Raw genomic sequence first — 17184 nt, 5'->3', positions numbered from 1 at the left:
ACGCCATACCTGCAGAAATAACGCCGTCTCTACTGCCATAGTGCCTGTCTTTAACTTAAAGCTGACAACTTATGGCCTGTCTCTTAGTCACTACTCTGTCAGCCCATAAGATATGCTCAGAGGCTACCCAGCCGCCTCTTTTCGGGCTTAGAGCCTTCGCTGAGTACCACTGACAGACCACTCCGCTGCCGACGGGAGGGCAAAGGGTGTCTGCTCAACCGGCCATCCGCGCCAGGGATGGCGCGGTTTGAGCCCCCAGGGAGGGGTTTACGGCGTGTCGGCTGAGCAGTGCGCTTTGCCTGATGGCCTCATTAAGTTCAACAAAAACTTGTGACTAAGAGACAGACTTATGGCTTACGGCTGGTTATGGCTTACAGCTCGGTTTTAATAATGATTATGCCGTCAGGCCAAGATTGATCTGGTCCAGTACGGCCGCCGGATCGGCCGCCTGCGTGATCGGTCGGCCAATCACCAGATAATCACTGCCTGCACTCACCGCCTGCTCTGGCGTCATGATACGACGTTGATCACCTGCGTCGCTGCCGGCCGGGCGAATACCGGGCGTGATCAGCTTGAAGTCGGGTCCCAGCTCCGCCTTCAGCAGGCTGGCTTCCTGAGCCGAGCACACCACGCCGTCAAGCCCGGCGGCCTGCGTCAACCGCGCCAGAGACAGCACGTGCTCTGCCGGAGATCTCTGCACCCCAACCTGTGCCAGCTCTTCGGCGGTCATACTGGTCAATACCGTGACCGCTATCAGCAAGGGCGCCTTGTCACCATAAGGCAACAAGGCCTCACGGGCCGCCTGCATCATGCGCGGGCCACCACTGGCATGCACATTCACCATCCAGACCCCCAACTCTGCCGCGGCGGCCACCGCCTTGGCGACGGTATTGGGAATATCGTGAAACTTGAGATCGAGAAAAACATCGAATCCGGCCTGCACCAGAGACCGTACAAAGTCTGGTCCGAACAGGGTGAACATTTCCTTACCGACTTTTAGTCGGCAGCTGGCCGGATCGAGCTTGGCAATCAGCGCCCGCGCCTGCTGTTCATCGGCAAAATCCAGGGCGATCAGGATCTTGGGATCGAGTTTTTTTGAGTCTTGCATGGGGTTACCTTTTGATTTTTATAACAGATTGTAAGGCGTGAGGAGTAAGAGGTGAGGGGTAAAGAGCAAAACAAGGTTCCCATGTGGGCTCTCCTCACCCCTCACCTCACTATCATTCACTCACCGTCGAGACCACGCACCGGTTTGATACTGCCCCACTGCTTGCAGGAAGGACATTGCCAGAATAACGTTTGTGAAGAAAAGCCGCATTGGCCACAACGATGGCTGGGCTTGAGCCTGATTTGCTCGGACACCAGCGATTTCAGCATTTCCAGACTTTCCCGCGCCCTGCCCTGCTCTGCATTGGCCGCATGATACGACATCAATCGGTAAAAGCCTTTCATGGTCGGGTGCCGCTGCAGCTGCGACAATACCAGTTGCTCGGCATCAAGCGCGCCTTGTGTTTCGCTTACCTTGTCGGCCAGCATCAGTACGGCAGTAGCACCACTATCGGCGGCAACCCACTGTTCCAGCCGCTGTACAAACTCCGCCTCATTACCCAGCATTTGGTAACAATGTTGCAAGTCTGCCAATACCTCGCTGGTAAAGTCCGCATCCTGCTCGGTTACCTGCAGCAGACAAACAGCCGCCTGCGACCATTGTTGCTGTGTCATATAAATAGCAGCCAGACGCATATTGGCCCTGACACAGCCAGCGTCGGCCTTCAGCGCCTTCTTTAGCTGAGCGATGGCAGCCTTGGTGTCCTGCCGACGCCATTGCTGTTCGGCCAGCTCGCAGTAGAAATGCCCAATGGGAACCAGGGCCTTGACACCCTGTCGTTTCTTGAGCCGCTCGGCCACGATAATGGCCTGCTCCCAGTCTTTTAACTGCTGATAGATTTGCATCAGCTGGCTCAGGGCTTCTTCTTCATAATCCGGGTCGTTTTTCAGCTCCAGCAGAATATGTTCGGCTCTGTCCAGCAGACCCGCAGCCAAAAAATCGCGAGCCAGCTCCAGCATCGCCAGATGACGCTGCTCCAGTAACAGGTTCGGACGGGCGATCAGGTTCTGATGTATGCGAATGGCACGATCGACTTCGCCCCGGGAACGAAACAGGTTACCGAGAGCAAGGTGGGTTTCAATGGTTTCACTGTCGACCTGCAGCAATTGAATAAACAGGTCAACGGCCTTGTCAGGCTCATCGGAAAGCAGAAAATTCAGCCCGGCAACGTATTGCCGGGAGAAATGATTGGATTTGTTTTGAGCATCCTGCCGGACTCCTCTGCGCCCCATATACCAGCCATAGGCAGCTGCGACCGGAAGCAGCAGAAACAGCAATTCCAGCATAGGGCTCGTCAATCCTTAATGGGCAATGCTCTGAGCTCTTCCAATTCCCTTTGTTGACGCTCGACTTTCTTGCGCAAACCACTGTTGTTCATCTTGAGACGCAGCAATACCAGACCGAACACCAACCAACCGATAAAAAAGCCGGCGACAAATACCACTGCCAGTAATGTGGAAAGACGATAGTCGCCTTGAGCCAGCAGATAGTTCACATGCACCAACTGGTCATTTTGCGAGCCCAGTGTCAGTCCTACCGCAAACAAAATTGCCAGGATTACCAGGCCAAAAATAATTTTCACCTTACCCTCTCAACTTCCTGATTTCGAGTGTTGGCATTATCCCGTAAAAGCCGAATGCTCGCCAGTCGAGTTGCCACAAAAAGTGATATGGAACAAGCCGGTATAGGCTCAGGCCGGATTAACCCGCTCGCGCAATTCTTTACCGGGTTTGAAATGCGGTACATATTTACCGGTCAATTCAACTTTTTCACCGGTTTTCGGATTACGGCCCTGACGGGGGGCCCGATAATGCAATGAAAAGCTGCCAAAACCTCTGATTTCAATGCGATCCCCTGTTTGCAGCGTCGATGCCATCTGTTCAAGAATTTCCTTGATGGCATTTTCCACCTCCTTGGCGGAGAGATGGCTGTACTGTTCTGACAGTCTTTCAATGAGATCGGATTTGGTCATGATGTGTTTCTCCTGATCATCAGACAACAAAAAGGGGGCGCGAAGGCCCCCTTTTGAACTCGGACAGGCTTATTCGCCTTTAGCCGCCTTGAAAGCTTCGGCCATGGCACTCAAACCAACATCTTCAGGTTGTTGCTGGTTCAGGCTATCCATTACCACTTTCTCTTCAGCTTCGTCTTTCGCACGGATAGACAGGCTCAGAGTGCGGTTCTTGCGATCAACGCCCATGAAACGCGCTTCGATTTCTTCACCCACTTTCAGTACGGTGGATGCGTCTTCGATGCGGTCGCGGGAGATGTCGGCAACGCGGACATAACCTTCAACGCCTTCTTCCATCTCAACCACGGCGCCTTTGGCGTCAACGGCAGTGATGGTACCCTTAACGATAGCACCTTTCTTGTTGTCAGACAGGTACTTGTTGAACGGGTCTTCGTCGATTTGCTTCACGCCCAGGCTGATGCGCTCGCGCTCGGGATCGACCTGCAGAACAACGGCGTCAATCTCGTCGCCTTTCTTGAATTCACGAACGGCTTCGTCACCGTTGGCGTTCCAGGAAATGTCGGACAGGTGAACCAGACCGTCGATGCCGCCGTCCAGACCGATGAAGATACCGAAGTCGGTGATAGACTTGATCTTGCCGGAAACACGGTCACCCTTGTTGTGGGTTTCCGCAAACAGCTGCCACGGGTTGGATTTGCACTGCTTCAGACCCAGAGAGATACGACGACGTTCTTCGTCGATATCCAGCACCATCACGTCTACGCTGTCGCCAACGGAAACCACTTTGGACGGGTGGATGTTCTTGTTGGTCCAGTCCATTTCGGACACGTGTACCAGGCCTTCAACGCCTTCTTCGATTTCAACGAAGCAGCCGTAGTCGGTCAGGTTGGTCACGCGGCCAGACAGACGAGTGCCTTCCGGGTAACGGTTAGCGATATCAACCCACGGATCTTCGCCCAGCTGCTTCAGACCCAGAGACACACGAGTGCGCTCACGGTCGAACTTCAGCACCTTAACGTTGATTTCGTCACCCACGTTCACGATTTCGGAAGGATGCTTAACGCGCTTCCAAGCCATGTCGGTGATGTGCAGCAGGCCGTCTACGCCGCCCAGGTCTACGAAAGCGCCGTAGTCGGTCAGGTTCTTGACGATACCCTTGACTTCCTGGCCTTCCTGCAGATTTTCGAGCAGCTGCTCGCGCTCTGCACTGTTTTCGGTTTCGATAACGGCACGACGAGAAACAACAACGTTGTTGCGCTTCTGATCCAGCTTGATTACTTTGAACTCAAGCTCTTTACCTTCCAGGTGCAGCGTGTCGCGTACCGGGCGTACGTCAACCAGCGAACCAGGCAGGAAGGCACGAATGGTGTTCACTTCAACAGTGAAGCCACCCTTGACCTTGCCGTTGATCACACCGATAACGGTTTCCTGATCTTCGTAGGCTTTTTCCAGTTGCAGCCATGACTCGTGGCGCTTCGCTTTTTCACGGGAAAGCAGAGTCTCACCGAAACCGTCTTCTACCGCGTCCAGCGCTACGTCTACTACGTCGCCAACGCTGACTTCCAGCTCGCCCTGAGCATTTTTAAACTGCTCGGCAGGGACAGCGGATTCAGACTTCAGGCCTGCGTCAACCAGAACGATACCGTTCTCGATGGCTACTACAGTACCTTTAACAATGGAACCCGGACGGGTTTCCAGTTCTTTCAGAGACTCTTCAAAGAGTTGGGCAAAAGATTCAATCATGTTTAATGAATACACTTTTTAAGTTGAACATCCACAGGGCAATCCGGCACCGATGGGGTGATTAGTATAGACCCGTCCCTTCCCTGGGGCGGGCAGGGCCAAGTTGCACAAGCAACTTGGCTTAAGTCATCTTTTCAAATTTTTAACCGAAATAACGCTTAACCGAGCTTAACTCTAGTATGACCCAGCACTTTGTCCAGTACTTGTGTAATAGACAAATCCGTCGAATCAATCACCAGCGCATCGGCTGCGGCTTTGAGCGGCGCCACGGCGCGATTGCGATCGCGCTCGTCACGGGTCTGAATTTCGCTTAAAAGACGGTCAAAACTAACATCAAAGCCCTTGTCTTGCAACTGAATAAGCCGTCGCTGCGCCCTTTCTTCGGCGCTGGCATCGAGAAATATTTTGACCGGTGCATCGGGGAAAACCACCGTGCCCATGTCCCGACCGTCGGCAATCAAACCGGGGCCGGACCGAAAAGCGCGCTGACGACGCAGCAGGGCTTCTCGCACCCGGGGAAAGGCGGCCACCTTGCTGGCGGCGTCTCCCATTTGTTCGGTGCGAATGGCACGGGAAACGTCTTCTCCCTCGAGGATGGTCTTGATATGGCCATCTTCGACCGGGAACTGAACATCCAGATGCGCCGCCAACGGCATCAGCCCGGCTTCATCGTCCAGCGCCACATTGTGATGCCGGGCCGCCAGGGCCAGTACGCGATAGATAGCGCCGGAATCAAGCAGGTGCCATTCCAGTTTTTCGGCCAGCAACTGACAAAGGGTGCCCTTGCCGGCGCCGCCTGGGCCATCCACGGTAATGACGGGAGCTTGTTCAGTCATGGCATTCTCCAGTGAATAATGAGTCTGGGCACCGAGGGTCTGTTGACCTTTCGAGATGATTTTTGCAGCAGTTTGTGGGGGCTTTATACAAGGCATCGCTTGTGCCATGGAGTCATTCTCCATCAATAAGCGATAACGCCGTAGAAAGGCGCCACAAATGCTGCCCTTCGGGTTCGGCTAAACGCATTTTTCTCTTTGTTGAGTGGGAGTTTGCTTAGAACAACTAGGCTACATCCCACTCGCCGCGATAAAAACGCGTTTAACTCGAACAAAACTTAACCGCGAAAGGTCAACAGACCCTGATGCCGCGCGGCCGGCATTATACCCGAGTTGAGAGATAAAGGCATAACTTACAATTCATTAACACGACAAAAAGAAAGTCGTTCGCGCGCCGCCGATATTGCGCCTATACCTACACGCCCATCCGCTTTACAATGGCCGCCATTTTTTGTTACTTGATAACCATAAGAGGAACGCCATGAGCAGTGTTACCCGGATGGCAAACTCAAAACTGCCAACACCCTGGGGCACCTTTACCCTGATCGGGTTTGAAGAAAAAGGCACCGGCAAGGATCATGCCGCCCTGGTGATGGGAAATATCGACGACGGACAGCCGGTACTGGGCCGCATTCACTCCGAGTGCCTGACCGGTGACGCCTTGTTCAGTCTGCGTTGCGACTGCGGCTTTCAGCTGCAGGCGGCGCTGGAAATGATCGCCAAGGAAGGACGCGGCATACTGCTCTATGTGCGTCAGGAAGGACGAGGCATCGGCCTGCTTAACAAGATCCATGCCTATCATCTGCAGGATCAGGGCAAGGACACGGTGGAAGCCAATGTCGCACTGGGCTTTGCTGCCGACATGCGCGACTACACCATCTGTGCCGATATGCTGCACGGTCTGGGTGTCAAGCAGATGAAGCTGATGACCAACAACCCGCGCAAGGTCAAGGCGATGGAAAACTTCGGTATTGACGTGGTAGAGCGGATACCGCTGCAGGAAGGTCGCAATCCCTTCAACGAAGATTACCTGAACACCAAGGCCGGCAAGCTGGGCCATATGCTCAAAGAGTGACGCTAACGCTTCTGCGGCTACCAAAGCTCCGGGCCATTGCCCGGAGCTTTTTTGTGGGTGCTAGATCGTGAGGAGTGAGGAGTGAGGAGTGAGGAGTAAGGAGTGAGGAGTAAGGAGTAAGGAGTAAAAGATACCCCCTCACCCCTCACCCCTCACCCTTCCCCCTTCACCCCTCACGATTTATTTTCCCGCCAGCAGCTGGGCATCGCTGCGTTTCAGCACCGAATACAGCACACCGGTCATAATGGCGCCAACGGCAATGGCCAGCCCGTACCACAGCAACGGCTGAATGGCATTGGGGATAAAAAACACGAAGATGCCGCCGTGGGGCGTCAACAGTCTGGCGCCAAAGAACATGGACAGAGCCCCGGTGAGAGCCCCCCCGAGCATGCAACTGGGGATCACTCGCAGCGGATCCCTTGCGGCAAAGGGAATCGCGCCTTCGGAAATAAAGCACAGCCCCAGCACCAATGCCGCCTTGCCCGCCTCCCGCTCGCTCACATTGAACTTGCGCCGGGCCAACAGGGTGGCGATGCCCATGCCCAGTGCCGGCACCATACCGGCGGCCATGGCTGCGGCCATGGGACCATAGGTGTGTGACGCCAGCAATCCCACCGAAAACGCATAGGCCGCCTTGTTGACCGGCCCGCCCATGTCGAAACACATCATGGCACCGATGATGATACCGAGCAGTACCGCGTTGGCCGAGCCCATGTTATTGAGAAACTCGGTCAGGGTGGTCATCACCCAGGCCACCGGACCACCGACCACATAAATCATCACCAGGCCGGTAAAGAGGCTGGCAAACAACGGAATGATCAATATGGGTTTAAGTGCCGACAGGCTGGTTGGCATCGGTACCTTCTGCACCAGAGCTCGCGCGCTGTAACCGGCGAGAAAACCGCCGATGATGCCACCAAGAAAACCGGCACCCAGGGTGCTGGCCAGCATGCCGCCAATCATGCCGGGAGCAATGCCCGGCCGGTCGGCAATGGAATAAGCGATGTAGCCGGACAGCACCGGGATCATCAGAGCAAAGGCCGAGCCGCCGCCAATTTGCATCAACGCCGCCGCCAGGCTGTCTTGCTGCTGAAAGGCCTCGATACCAAACACGAATGACAGCGCGATGATCAGGCCGCCGGCCACCACCATCGGCAACATGAATGACACGCCGGTCAGCAGGTGCCGATAAGGACCGGCCTGCTTAACGTCTTGTTGAATGTCGTCTTGCCGGCAGGTTCCGTCCGTTCCCGCCGGGCTCTTCTCCTTGTGCCGATACAATCGGGCTTCGGCCTGGGCGCACTCCAGGGTGTATTGCGGTTTTTTCAGTGCCATGCCGGTGCTGGTGCGATACACCCGTTTACCGTCAAATCGGCTCAAATCCACCTCGATGTCCGCCGCTATTATCACCGCATCCGCGGCTTTGATGTCGGCGGCAGTCAGTGCGTGCTGGGCACCCACCGAGCCCCGGGTTTCCACCTTGAGCTGAATTTCCATGGCGGTGGCGGCCCCAGTCAATGCTTCGGCACACATAAAGGTATGCGCCACCCCGGTCGGACAGGCAGTAATCGCCACCAGCTTTACCCCGGCCATCGATTCACCTTTTTTCTGCACCACCGCCTGCGTCCTGCCCTGCTGCAGCCAGGCTTTGGGATCGTTAAGTGCCGATTGAATATCACTGCGATACAATGGCTTGCCGATGAAACGGGACACGTCCAGTAAGGTATCCGCCGCCACCAGCACCAGCTCGGCCTCATCAAGCTGCGTCTGGGTGAAGCTGGTCACCGGTTCAAGCCGGCTGTAACATTCCACGTTCACCTGCCAGCCCAGATCCTGTGCCGCCTGACGCAATAAGCGGGCCGCCAGATAACTGCTGGCCATGCCACAGGGGCAGGCCGTCATAATCAATATTTTCATTGCGCTGTTCCCGGCTCGCGTTGCGCTGCGGCTACCAGTCGTCGTACCGCCGGAGCATCGACTGCCCGCAAGGCCTGTTCGGCCAGCTGCCGGCAGCGACTCAGGCGCCAGTCACGTACTTGCGCCTTGATAAACGGCACCCGCTTGAGACTGACCGATAGTTCGTCCACCCCCAATCCCAGCAACAACGGCAGCGCCTGCGGATCCGAGCCCAGCTCCCCACAGATACCTACCCATTTACCCTTGGCATGAGCGGCATTCACCGTCATCTTGATCAAGCGCAGCACCGAGGGATGAAGACCATCCGAGAGTCTGGCCAGCCCGCCGTTTCCCCTGTCCATCGCCAGGGTGTACTGGGTCAAATCGTTGGTGCCGATACTGAAAAAGTCGACCTCTTCGGCAAATACAGCGGCATTGAGGGCAACGGCAGGCACCTCCACCATGATACCGAGCTGTACATTCGTTGCCTGCACCTCGGCCTGAATGGTATCGAACCGGGCCTTGGCCCAGCGCCACTCCGACCAGTCGGCCACCATCGGAAACATAATCCGCAGCGGTTTGTCGCCGGCCGCCATCAACAAGGCGCGCAACTGGGTTTCCAGCACCTCGGACTTTTGCATGCACAGCCGAATACCGCGTACGCCGAGAAAAGGATTGTCTTCTTTGGGCATCGGCCAGTAAGGCAGGGGTTTGTCGCCGCCCACATCCAGGGTACGCACCAGCAGCGGCTTGCCCTCCAGGGCATCAAACGCTTGCCGGTAAAGCGCCAATTGCTCTGTTAAATCCGGTGCGCTGCGCCGGGCCATAAACATAAACTCGGTACGCAGCAGCCCTACCCCGGCGGCACCCGCATCCGCCACCTCTTGTGCCCGGGCGGTATCGCCCAGGTTGGCGGCCACCGCCACCCGATGCCCGTCCCGGGTGATGGCGGCGTCGTGTCGATGCGTCCAGTCCTGCTCCGCCCGTTCCTGCTCTTCTTGTTGGCGGGCACGAGCCTGTTCCAGCACCGCCGCCTCGGGCGCAATCCAGAGCGTACCGTCATCGCCATTAAGCATGGCTTCGGTGCCCGACGGCAAGGTCATCACCGCCTCATCCACCGCCACCAATGCCGGAATACCCAGCGCACGAGCCAGAATCATGCTGTGCGAGGAGGCACCACCGCCCACGGTTACCAGCCCAAGCACCCGACTCGTATCCAGATTGACCAACTGCGAGGGGCCAATATCCTGCGCCAGCCAAAGGTAAGGATGTGTAGGTGGGGATGGCAAACGGCGATGACACAACATCGCCATCACTCGACGGCCAATATCACGAATATCGGCGGCCCGCTCCGCCAGCAAGGCATCATCGCTGGCCGCCTGCCGGGCAGCGGCGGCGTCAATTTCGCTCCACCAGGCGGCGGCGGCAGACAGGCCCTGTTTGATACGGCCGGTCACGCCCTGCATCAGGGACGCGTCGGCCAGCAACTCTCCATGCATGCGCATCATATCCCGCGCCTGGGTATCACGAGTCTGGCGCAAGGTGGCATTCAACTCCTCGCCGGCCTGCTTGATGGCACCTTCAAGCTTTTGCTGTTCGGCCTCGGCATCTCCGGCCTGTTGCGGATAATCGAACGGCACAGGGGCGTCCACGAATATCGGCCCTATGGCCACGCCGGGTGAGGCGGCCACCCCTTGCACCCGAGTATTGAGCGCTATGCCTTGCGGTTCACGCACCTCCACCGCGTCGGCCTTCGGCTCCGGCGACACCAGCTTCTCCCCCAAGCCTCCGCTTACCGCTTCCGTCAAGGCATTAAGGGCCGAATCGGCATCGGGGCCTTCGGCTTTGAACAGCAGCCGGTGCCCGTGCTTGACGCCCAGCCCTATCACCTGCATCAGGCTCTTGGCCGATACCCAGTGTTGGTCACCGTCGAGATTGCAGACCTGAATATCCGTCTCGAATGACTTGGCGGCCTGGACCAGCATGGCGCCGGGGCGGGCATGCAGGCCGTGGCTATTGCGCACCACCGCCAACCGTTGATGGCGGTTGGCGGAGCCAGGACCTCGTTGTAGCGCGTTCAACAGCTCCTCGGCCGAGCCCAACCCCGCCAGCTCTGCCCCTCGGCCCGCCGCCAGCCAGTCGGCGATTCGGTTCAGCAGCGTCTTGTGTGCCATGCCCTTGACCGCCAGGGCCAGCACACCGTTCACCGGCTGTCGGCGATGAACAATGTCAGTGCTGGCGGCGGTCAGCAACGCCATTCGGGGCTGCTCACCGGTCGGAGTCTGCTGCAGCCACCAGCCCTGACCGATATGCATGGCATCGCTCTGCTGCAACGCCGTCGCTTCACTCGGGATCAATGACATCAGCGTCGCGGCCTGTTCGAGCAGTTGCTCCAGTGAGCCGGCATCGGCCTTGACGGCCAGCTGCTCGACACTGAGCATCAGCTCCGTTTCGGTACTCGACCCGCTGTCGTCCTGCAACAGTTGCAATACTTGCTGCGGCTCCCGAATGGCCTTGACCCGTTCAAGCAAGCCGTCTCGCGACAGGGTGCGGGCCAGTTGTTTAAGCAGGTCCAGGTGCTCGTCGGAGCGGGCGGCAATACCCAGCACCAGGTAGGCTTTTTCGCCATCATCCCAGGGGACCCCATCGGGCAGATGCATCACCTTGATGCCGGTTTTTTTGATCAGATGGCGACTCTCCTGCGTACCGTGGGGAATGGCAATCCCCTGGCCCAGGTAGGTGGCGGCTTGTGCCTCACGCGCCAGCAGGCCGGCACCGTAACCGGCAGCCACATGGCCGTCCTGTTGCAGCCAGTCGGCCAGGGCCTGAATGACCGCGGCCTTGTCGGCCAGGGGCACACCGGTTTTTACATCTTGTGCCGTCAGTGAAAGCATGGCGTCACTCGCTGATGAACAAAGAAGAACGGATGTTCAACATCACAACTGCCGACTCGTTGCAAACAACGACTCGGTACCATCAGGGCTGAATTTCCTGCCCGTCCCAGGCGAAGATTCGGCCGGACTGCTCGGGCCCAAGGCCGTCGAGTACCGCCAGTAGGTGTTGCGCCGTTTGTTGCGGGCTATGCAGTTGGCCCTCGGCCAAACCGGCCCGAAACGGCGCCGACAAGCCGGTGGCGACGGTGCCCGGATGCAGCCCCACCACAGAAGCGGCGGGAAAGCGCCGTTGCCACTCTATGCCCAGAGTTTTGATCGCCATGTTGAGTGCCGCCTTGCTGATACGGTAGCTGTACCAGCCGCCGGCCCGGTTGTCGCTGATGCTGCCCACCCGTGCCGACAGGGCGGCAAACTGCAGTGGTTGCCGGCGTGACAGACGGGAAGAAAGTAACCGGGCCATGGCCAGAGTGGGCCAGGTGTTGATGTGAATACTGTTGGTCAGCGCCGCCTCGGTGCATTGTTCGATGCGCTTTTCCGGCTGCTGTTCATCCTGATGAAGCATGCCCAGGGTATTGATGACCCGATCCGGTAACGGCAGCTCCCGAGTGGCTTCAGCCAGCGCCTCGAGATCCGTGTTGTCCACCGCCAGCCAGTCTGCGCCCGCCATACCGGGGTCGGTTCGACTGAACAGCGACACTGTATCGCCACGTTCAAGGCAGGCCTGCGCCAGCGCGCAACCGATGCCGCCGCCGCCCATGATCCAATAGTCCATTCGGTCTCTCCCTGTGTTCACATTCGTTGTGAAGGATGACCGAGTTTAGTCGACTTTTGTTACCGCCATCAATGACGTAGCCCAGCTTTCCAGCTCGGCGGCGTGGCTGATGAACTGCTCGCCTTCGCTCAGTGGCGCCCTTACCGTGATCTGCTCGCCCTGATAGGAGAAGCTTAACTGCCAGGCATGCAGATAGCCTCGGTCGGCCGCGCTACCACCGTAGCGGCTGTCCCCCAGAATGGGACTACCCTGGCTTTTCAGCGCGACTCGTAACTGATGCGTCTTGCCGGTCTGCGGCTGCAGCAGAAAACCGCGCAAACCCTCGCCCAGCAAGCCGCTGTGAAAACGGGTAATGGCCGGATTGTGCTGGGTGCGACACAGCTTCCAGCTGCCGCCGCGTGCTTTTTCCATGTCGCCCTTGATCAGGCCCTGCTTTTTGTTCGGTTTTTTATCCGACAGCGCCAGATACCATTTGCGGGTGCTGCGTTCGGCAAACTGGCGGCTGAGTTCGCGGTTGGCGTCCGGGTTACGCGCCAGCAGCAGAACGCCGGTGGTGATCTTGTCCAGCCGATGTACCGGATACAGGGCCTCGCCCAGGGTTTCGCCGAGCTGGCGTACCAGCCCGGACTGTTCCCCTTCCTGATGCATGCCGATGCCGGCGGCCTTGTTGATAACGAGGTAATCGCGATGTTCCAGCAGAATGTCCATGAGGGCCTCTGAGCCAGGGTCTGTAGCGCTTGAATGCAAAAAGCCCGCTGCGAATAAACGCAGCGGGCTTTTCTGTGGTCTGGCGGAGGAGCAGGGATTTGAACCCTGGATGGGCTATAAACCCATGCCGGTTTTCAAGACCGGTGCATTCAACCACTCTGCCACCCCTCCGACGCCGTGCATACTACCCAAGGCCGGACTGTCTTGTAAACTGATAAATACCAATATTGGTGCGAGTGGGCATTTTGTGATCACTTCACCGCAAATTCACGGGGCAAGCCCTTGAATTCGGGAATAGAAAGCTCGACAACCGGGTCATGTTATGTCCAAATGACCGGAATTATTTTTTAGCCGCCCTGTTCTTCTATGATTGACTCGAAGATGGTTGACTCGAAGGCAGGCCGGAAACAGGTTTTAGACACTAAAGGAGTCTGAACGATGCGATATAACGATACTCTGTCCCGTGCCCAGTCGAGCGCACTGGCGACCAACAAGGTACTGCGCAACACCTATATGCTGCTGGGCCTGACGCTGGTGGTGGCCTCCTTGTCGGCCGGCGTCAGTGCCATGCTGGCCCTGCCCCGCCCGGGCCTCATCATTACCCTGGTCGGTTTTTACGGCTTGATGTACCTGACCGAGCGTAACCGCAACAGCAGCCTGGGTCTGCTGTTCATCTTCGCCTTTACCGCCTTCACCGGTTACACCATAGGGCCCATCATCAACTATTACCTGAGCACCGCCTCCGGTACCGAAACCGTGATGCTGGCGCTGGGTGGTACTGCCCTGACCTTCCTGTCGCTGTCGGCCTATGTGCTGACCACCAAGAAGGACATGTCCTTCCTCGGCGGCATGATGATGGCGGGCTTCGTAGTACTGCTGGTCGGTATCGTCGCCAATATCTTCCTGGCCCTGCCGGCGCTGAGCCTGGCCCTGAGCGCGCTGTTCATTCTGTTCTCGTCCGGCGCCATCCTGATGCAGACCAGCGCCATCATCCACGGCGGCGAGCAGAACTATATCTCCGCCACCGTGACGCTCTATGTGTCCATCTTCAACATCTTCCTCAGCCTGCTGCAACTGCTGGGTCTGAGCCGGGATTAATGCTTCCCCGCTCATCGAGTGTAAAAAGCCCCTTCATGGGGCTTTTTTGTGGCCGCAATGTCTGTTGTTCGGGGCCGACTCGCGTATTATCGGACGTAAAGCCCGGTATTGTGAAAGTGTCCTATGTCTCCCGCAACCCTCTGGATCAGGCGCGTCTTTACTGACAGCCATTTCTTCTTTGCCCTGAAAGTGCTGCTGGCCATGACCAGCCTGCTGTTACCCGGCTGGTGGCTGGAGCAGACGCCTGCCGCCGTCACCCTGACCCTGGGCGCCATGGCCGGTGCCCTGAGCGAAGTGGATCAGGATCCCAAAGGCCGACTGCGCCATCTGCTGCTGAGCCTGTTGTGCTTTTTCGGCGCCATCACCCTGGTGAACCTGTTCATCGACAGTCCCCTATTGTTCGGCCCGCTGCTGGTGCTCAGTACCTTGGTGCTGATCCTGATGGGAGCCTGGGGGCCCGGTGCCGGTACTCTGGGATTCGGCACCCTGCTGGTGTCGCTCTATGCCATGCAGGGCCACGCCGACAGTCCTTCGTTCTGGTATCAGCCGCTGCTGCTGACCCTGGGGGCGGCCTGGTACGGTCTGCTGTCGTGGTTGGTGCTGCTGGTCTGGCCCTACAAGCAGGTGCACGAACAACTGGCCCAGTGCTACTTTGCCCTGTCCCGCTATCTGCTGGAAAAATCCCGCTTCTTCGACAGCCCCGAAGAGCAGCATCAGCATTTGCGCCATCAGCTGGCCCAGCTCAATATCCAGCTGGTCAGCGCCCTGGAAACCACCAAACTGATACTGAATCGCCGTATTCAGGGCAGGGAAAAACAGGAGCGGGAACTGGGCCGTCTGCTGGCACTCTATCTGCTGGTGCAGGAGATGCACGAACGCGCCACTTCCAGTCATTATTCCTATCAGCAACTGAACCGGGATCTGAAACAGGTGGATGTGCTGGCCGGTTATCAGACCCTGCTGGTGGAGCTGGGCGAAGCCTGCTACCGGCTCGGCTATGCCATTCTCACCCATAATGACTATCAACACAGCAAACGCATCAGCTGGGAACTGAGTGCCCTGCAGGATCAGCTGGATTATAGCCACCTCAAGCGGCACTATCCCCGCTCCCTGCTCAGCCCGATGAAATTTCTGGGCCGCAACATGGCACACCTGCATCAGGCTCTGTTACGGGCCGAGGCGCTGACCCGGCGCCAGCCGCTGTCCGAAGCGGTCTCCGTTGAACTGGCCCGCCCGGAGCCGGTGCCGTTCTGGCCCAAGCTCAAGGCGCTGCTGCATCCCAATTCGCTGTTGTTTCGCCACGGCGTACGCCTGAGCCTGTGCTTTGCCCTCGGCTACAGCCTGATCGCCAGCCTGGAGCTGGAACGCGGCTACTGGATACTGCTGACCATTCTTTTTGTCTGTCAGCCCAGCTTCAGCGCCACCCGCAAGCGACTGGTGCAACGAACGCTGGGTACCCTGGGCGGCATAGTGGCCGGCATTCCGCTGCTCTACCTCTTTCCCTCGGTCGGCGCCCAACTGGTGATACTGCTGCTGTGCATTTTTATCTTCTTTACCCAGGTCAAGGTCTATTACAGCTGGGCGGTGGGCTTTGTTACCCTGTTCGTACTGCTGGCCTTCAACCTGCAGGCCGGCGTTGTCGAGCCGGTATTTCTGCCCCGGTTATTCGACACCCTGGCCGGTTGTGCCCTGGCCTTTGTGGCGGTCTGGTTTATCTGGCCCGACTGGCAGCGCCGCCATCTGCCCCGGTTGATGGCCGATGCCATGGAAGCCAATGCCCATTATCTCTCAGCCATTGCCCGCCAGTTTGCCCAGGGCCGGGATGATGAACTCGACTACCGGCTGCCGCGCAAACAGGCGCATCTGGCGGACAATCAGCTGGCACTGGCCTGGCAAAATATTCGAGTCGAGCCGGTGCCCAGATACTGGCTGAACCTGTGTTTCGATATTGCCTATCGCAACCATGCGCTGCTGTCGTATCTGTCGACCCTGGGTGCCCATCGCAGACACAGCGCTCCTCTGCAGGACGAACAGATACAACAGCTGGTATCCCGCCTGCTGGCCTCGGCTCGTGCCTTGCGCAGCGCAGACACCTTGCCGGTCTATCCGCCACTGCCGACCGGCGCCCTCGACGCCGATAGCGACGACGAATGGCTGATCCTCAGTCGGCAGTTGCTGGGGCATATCACCCTGCTGGTCAACGATCTCTATCAGCTGGCTCGCGGCTTTCAGCAGCAAACGCCGGAGAAAGATGCACCCGGTCCGGGACTTGGGTAAAATCGCCGACTCCAGAGGATAAAGAAGATGAGTAAATATGTTCGAGTTTGAAGGCCGCACCATAGATACCGATGCTCAGGGCTATCTTAAACAGCATCAGGACTGGCAGCCGGAGATGGTGACTATTCTGGCCGGGCAGGAAGGCATCACGCTGACCCCCGAGCACCGGGAAGTGATCCAGTTTGTGCGCGACTTTTATCTCAAGTACAACACCTCACCGGCCATGCGCGCCCTGGTCAAGGCCATGGCCAAAGAGCTGGGCGAAGAAAAAGGCAACAGTCGCTACCTGTACCGGTTGTTCCCCAAGGGCCCGGCCAAGCAGGCGACCAAGCTCGCCGGCCTGCCCAAACCGGTGAAATGCATCTAATACCAAAGGGATTAAATAACTGATCTATTTGGTTGCTCTGCAAAGATCGGACAAAGGCCCCGCTCCGCCGACACGCTGCAAGTACATCCATGTAGGCTCCGCCGCGCCATCCTTGGCGCGGAGGGTCGGCGGAGCAGATCCCTTTATCCTCTCTGATACCAAGGAGTTGCCTGTTGGCGTTGTTTACAGGCAACTCGGTGCTCGAGAAGAGGCAACAGAGATCGACTGCCACGACCATGAAATGCCATGGCCGAAAAATGCTCCTGCTGTTCCGGCATTCCCGCCGTCCCTGGCGGTCAGACGGCATTTCCTGAGCCCTCAGGGGGCGAGCTTGTCTCGCCGTGACGAACGGTTGCAGCCTGACCGAACATCCAGTGGATGTTCGCAGTAGGCTGCAACTGTGAGTGTCATTTATCAGTGGCGTGTCGTGGGAGGCGGCTG

At 57.8% G+C, this 17184-nt stretch carries 14 protein-coding genes and 1 tRNA gene; 4 read left to right on the top strand and 11 right to left on the bottom strand.

What is annotated here, in order from left to right; all coding sequences use genetic code 11:
• Nucleotides 1-394: 394 nt before the first annotated feature.
• The 6 genes from pyrF to cmk all read right to left on the bottom strand — a co-directional run bounded on the left by pyrF (nucleotide 395) and on the right by cmk (nucleotide 5659).
• The gene (pyrF, locus tag Q0753_RS02030) at nucleotides 395-1108 is read right to left on the bottom strand and encodes an orotidine-5'-phosphate decarboxylase (RefSeq protein ID WP_298716415.1); all 714 of its coding nucleotides are present in this window, start codon (nucleotides 1106-1108) and stop codon (nucleotides 395-397) included.
• A gap of 116 nt (nucleotides 1109-1224) precedes the next feature.
• Nucleotides 1225-2394 carry a lipopolysaccharide assembly protein LapB gene (lapB, locus tag Q0753_RS02025; RefSeq protein WP_298716413.1) on the bottom strand — a complete coding sequence of 390 codons (1170 nt, stop codon included), beginning with the start codon at nucleotides 2392-2394 and terminating at the stop codon, nucleotides 1225-1227.
• Between the two features lie 8 nt (nucleotides 2395-2402).
• Nucleotides 2403-2690 carry a LapA family protein gene (locus tag Q0753_RS02020; protein WP_298716412.1) on the bottom strand — a complete coding sequence of 96 codons (288 nt, stop codon included), beginning with the start codon at nucleotides 2688-2690 and terminating at the stop codon, nucleotides 2403-2405.
• Nucleotides 2691-2798: 108 nt separating this feature from the next.
• Nucleotides 2799-3080, bottom strand: coding sequence for an integration host factor subunit beta (ihfB, locus tag Q0753_RS02015; RefSeq protein ID WP_104485045.1), 282 nt, complete (start codon nucleotides 3078-3080; stop codon nucleotides 2799-2801).
• Between the two features lie 69 nt (nucleotides 3081-3149).
• Nucleotides 3150-4823, bottom strand: coding sequence for a 30S ribosomal protein S1 (rpsA, locus tag Q0753_RS02010; protein ID WP_298716398.1), 1674 nt, complete (start codon nucleotides 4821-4823; stop codon nucleotides 3150-3152).
• Nucleotides 4824-4981: 158 nt separating this feature from the next.
• Nucleotides 4982-5659, bottom strand: a complete 678-nt coding sequence (gene cmk, locus Q0753_RS02005) for a (d)CMP kinase (RefSeq protein ID WP_298716394.1) — start codon at nucleotides 5657-5659, stop codon at nucleotides 4982-4984.
• A gap of 478 nt (nucleotides 5660-6137) precedes the next feature.
• On the opposite strand from cmk, the gene ribA reads away from it, so the two are divergent.
• Nucleotides 6138-6731 (top strand): GTP cyclohydrolase II, encoded by a 594-nt coding sequence (gene ribA / locus Q0753_RS02000; RefSeq protein ID WP_298716392.1) that lies wholly within the window; start codon nucleotides 6138-6140, stop codon nucleotides 6729-6731.
• Nucleotides 6732-6911: 180 nt separating this feature from the next.
• On the opposite strand, the gene Q0753_RS01995 is transcribed toward ribA, so the two are convergent.
• The 5 genes from Q0753_RS01995 to Q0753_RS01975 all read right to left on the bottom strand — a co-directional run bounded on the left by Q0753_RS01995 (nucleotide 6912) and on the right by Q0753_RS01975 (nucleotide 13172).
• The gene (locus tag Q0753_RS01995; protein WP_298716389.1) at nucleotides 6912-8648 is read right to left on the bottom strand and encodes a PTS fructose-like transporter subunit IIB; all 1737 of its coding nucleotides are present in this window, start codon (nucleotides 8646-8648) and stop codon (nucleotides 6912-6914) included.
• A complete protein-coding gene (ptsP, locus tag Q0753_RS01990; RefSeq protein ID WP_298716386.1) occupies nucleotides 8645-11521 on the bottom strand; it encodes a phosphoenolpyruvate--protein phosphotransferase in 2877 nt (958 codons plus the stop codon). Before ptsP ends, Q0753_RS01995 begins: the two co-directional genes overlap by 4 nt.
• A gap of 82 nt (nucleotides 11522-11603) precedes the next feature.
• Nucleotides 11604-12293 carry an SDR family NAD(P)-dependent oxidoreductase gene (locus Q0753_RS01985; protein WP_298716383.1) on the bottom strand — a complete coding sequence of 230 codons (690 nt, stop codon included), beginning with the start codon at nucleotides 12291-12293 and terminating at the stop codon, nucleotides 11604-11606.
• A gap of 45 nt (nucleotides 12294-12338) precedes the next feature.
• Nucleotides 12339-13001: a TIGR01621 family pseudouridine synthase gene (locus Q0753_RS01980; protein WP_298716380.1), complete on the bottom strand. Its 663-nt coding sequence runs from the start codon at nucleotides 12999-13001 to the stop codon at nucleotides 12339-12341.
• Between the two features lie 80 nt (nucleotides 13002-13081).
• A tRNA-Ser gene (locus Q0753_RS01975) sits at nucleotides 13082-13172 on the bottom strand.
• Nucleotides 13173-13439: 267 nt separating this feature from the next.
• Between Q0753_RS01975 and Q0753_RS01970 the strand changes: the two genes are divergently transcribed.
• From Q0753_RS01970 to Q0753_RS01960, 3 genes are all read left to right on the top strand, one after another.
• Nucleotides 13440-14099, top strand: coding sequence for a Bax inhibitor-1/YccA family protein (locus Q0753_RS01970; RefSeq protein ID WP_298716378.1), 660 nt, complete (start codon nucleotides 13440-13442; stop codon nucleotides 14097-14099).
• 123 nt (nucleotides 14100-14222) lie between these two features.
• A complete protein-coding gene (gene yccS / locus Q0753_RS01965; RefSeq protein ID WP_298716376.1) occupies nucleotides 14223-16376 on the top strand; it encodes a YccS family putative transporter in 2154 nt (717 codons plus the stop codon).
• A gap of 37 nt (nucleotides 16377-16413) precedes the next feature.
• Nucleotides 16414-16743, top strand: coding sequence for a TusE/DsrC/DsvC family sulfur relay protein (locus Q0753_RS01960; RefSeq protein ID WP_298716374.1), 330 nt, complete (start codon nucleotides 16414-16416; stop codon nucleotides 16741-16743).
• Nucleotides 16744-17184 lie beyond the last annotated feature (441 nt).

It is taken from the genome of uncultured Oceanisphaera sp., from assembly GCF_947495715.1.
Lineage (GTDB): Bacteria > Pseudomonadota > Gammaproteobacteria > Enterobacterales > Aeromonadaceae > Oceanimonas > Oceanimonas sediminis.
This window is presented reverse-complemented; position numbering and strand designations above follow the sequence as displayed.

What these genes read in the sequence shown, in the direction of transcription:
- pyrF (WP_298716415.1), bottom strand. Translation starts at nt 1,108, where the DNA reads ATGCAAGACTCAAAAAAACTCGATCCCAAGATCCTGATCGCCCTGGAT.
- lapB (WP_298716413.1), bottom strand. Translation starts at nt 2,394, where the DNA reads ATGCTGGAATTGCTGTTTCTGCTGCTTCCGGTCGCAGCTGCCTATGGC.
- ihfB (WP_104485045.1), bottom strand. Translation starts at nt 3,080, where the DNA reads ATGACCAAATCCGATCTCATTGAAAGACTGTCAGAACAGTACAGCCAT.
- rpsA (WP_298716398.1), bottom strand. Translation starts at nt 4,823, where the DNA reads ATGATTGAATCTTTTGCCCAACTCTTTGAAGAGTCTCTGAAAGAACTG.
- cmk (WP_298716394.1), bottom strand. Translation starts at nt 5,659, where the DNA reads ATGACTGAACAAGCTCCCGTCATTACCGTGGATGGCCCAGGCGGCGCC.
- ribA (WP_298716392.1), top strand. Translation starts at nt 6,138, where the DNA reads ATGAGCAGTGTTACCCGGATGGCAAACTCAAAACTGCCAACACCCTGG.
- Q0753_RS01995 (WP_298716389.1), bottom strand. Translation starts at nt 8,648, where the DNA reads ATGAAAATATTGATTATGACGGCCTGCCCCTGTGGCATGGCCAGCAGT.
- ptsP (WP_298716386.1), bottom strand. Translation starts at nt 11,521, where the DNA reads ATGCTTTCACTGACGGCACAAGATGTAAAAACCGGTGTGCCCCTGGCC.
- Q0753_RS01985 (WP_298716383.1), bottom strand. Translation starts at nt 12,293, where the DNA reads ATGGACTATTGGATCATGGGCGGCGGCGGCATCGGTTGCGCGCTGGCG.
- Q0753_RS01980 (WP_298716380.1), bottom strand. Translation starts at nt 13,001, where the DNA reads ATGGACATTCTGCTGGAACATCGCGATTACCTCGTTATCAACAAGGCC.
- Q0753_RS01970 (WP_298716378.1), top strand. Translation starts at nt 13,440, where the DNA reads ATGCGATATAACGATACTCTGTCCCGTGCCCAGTCGAGCGCACTGGCG.
- yccS (WP_298716376.1), top strand. Translation starts at nt 14,223, where the DNA reads ATGTCTCCCGCAACCCTCTGGATCAGGCGCGTCTTTACTGACAGCCAT.
- Q0753_RS01960 (WP_298716374.1), top strand. Translation starts at nt 16,414, where the DNA reads ATGTTCGAGTTTGAAGGCCGCACCATAGATACCGATGCTCAGGGCTAT.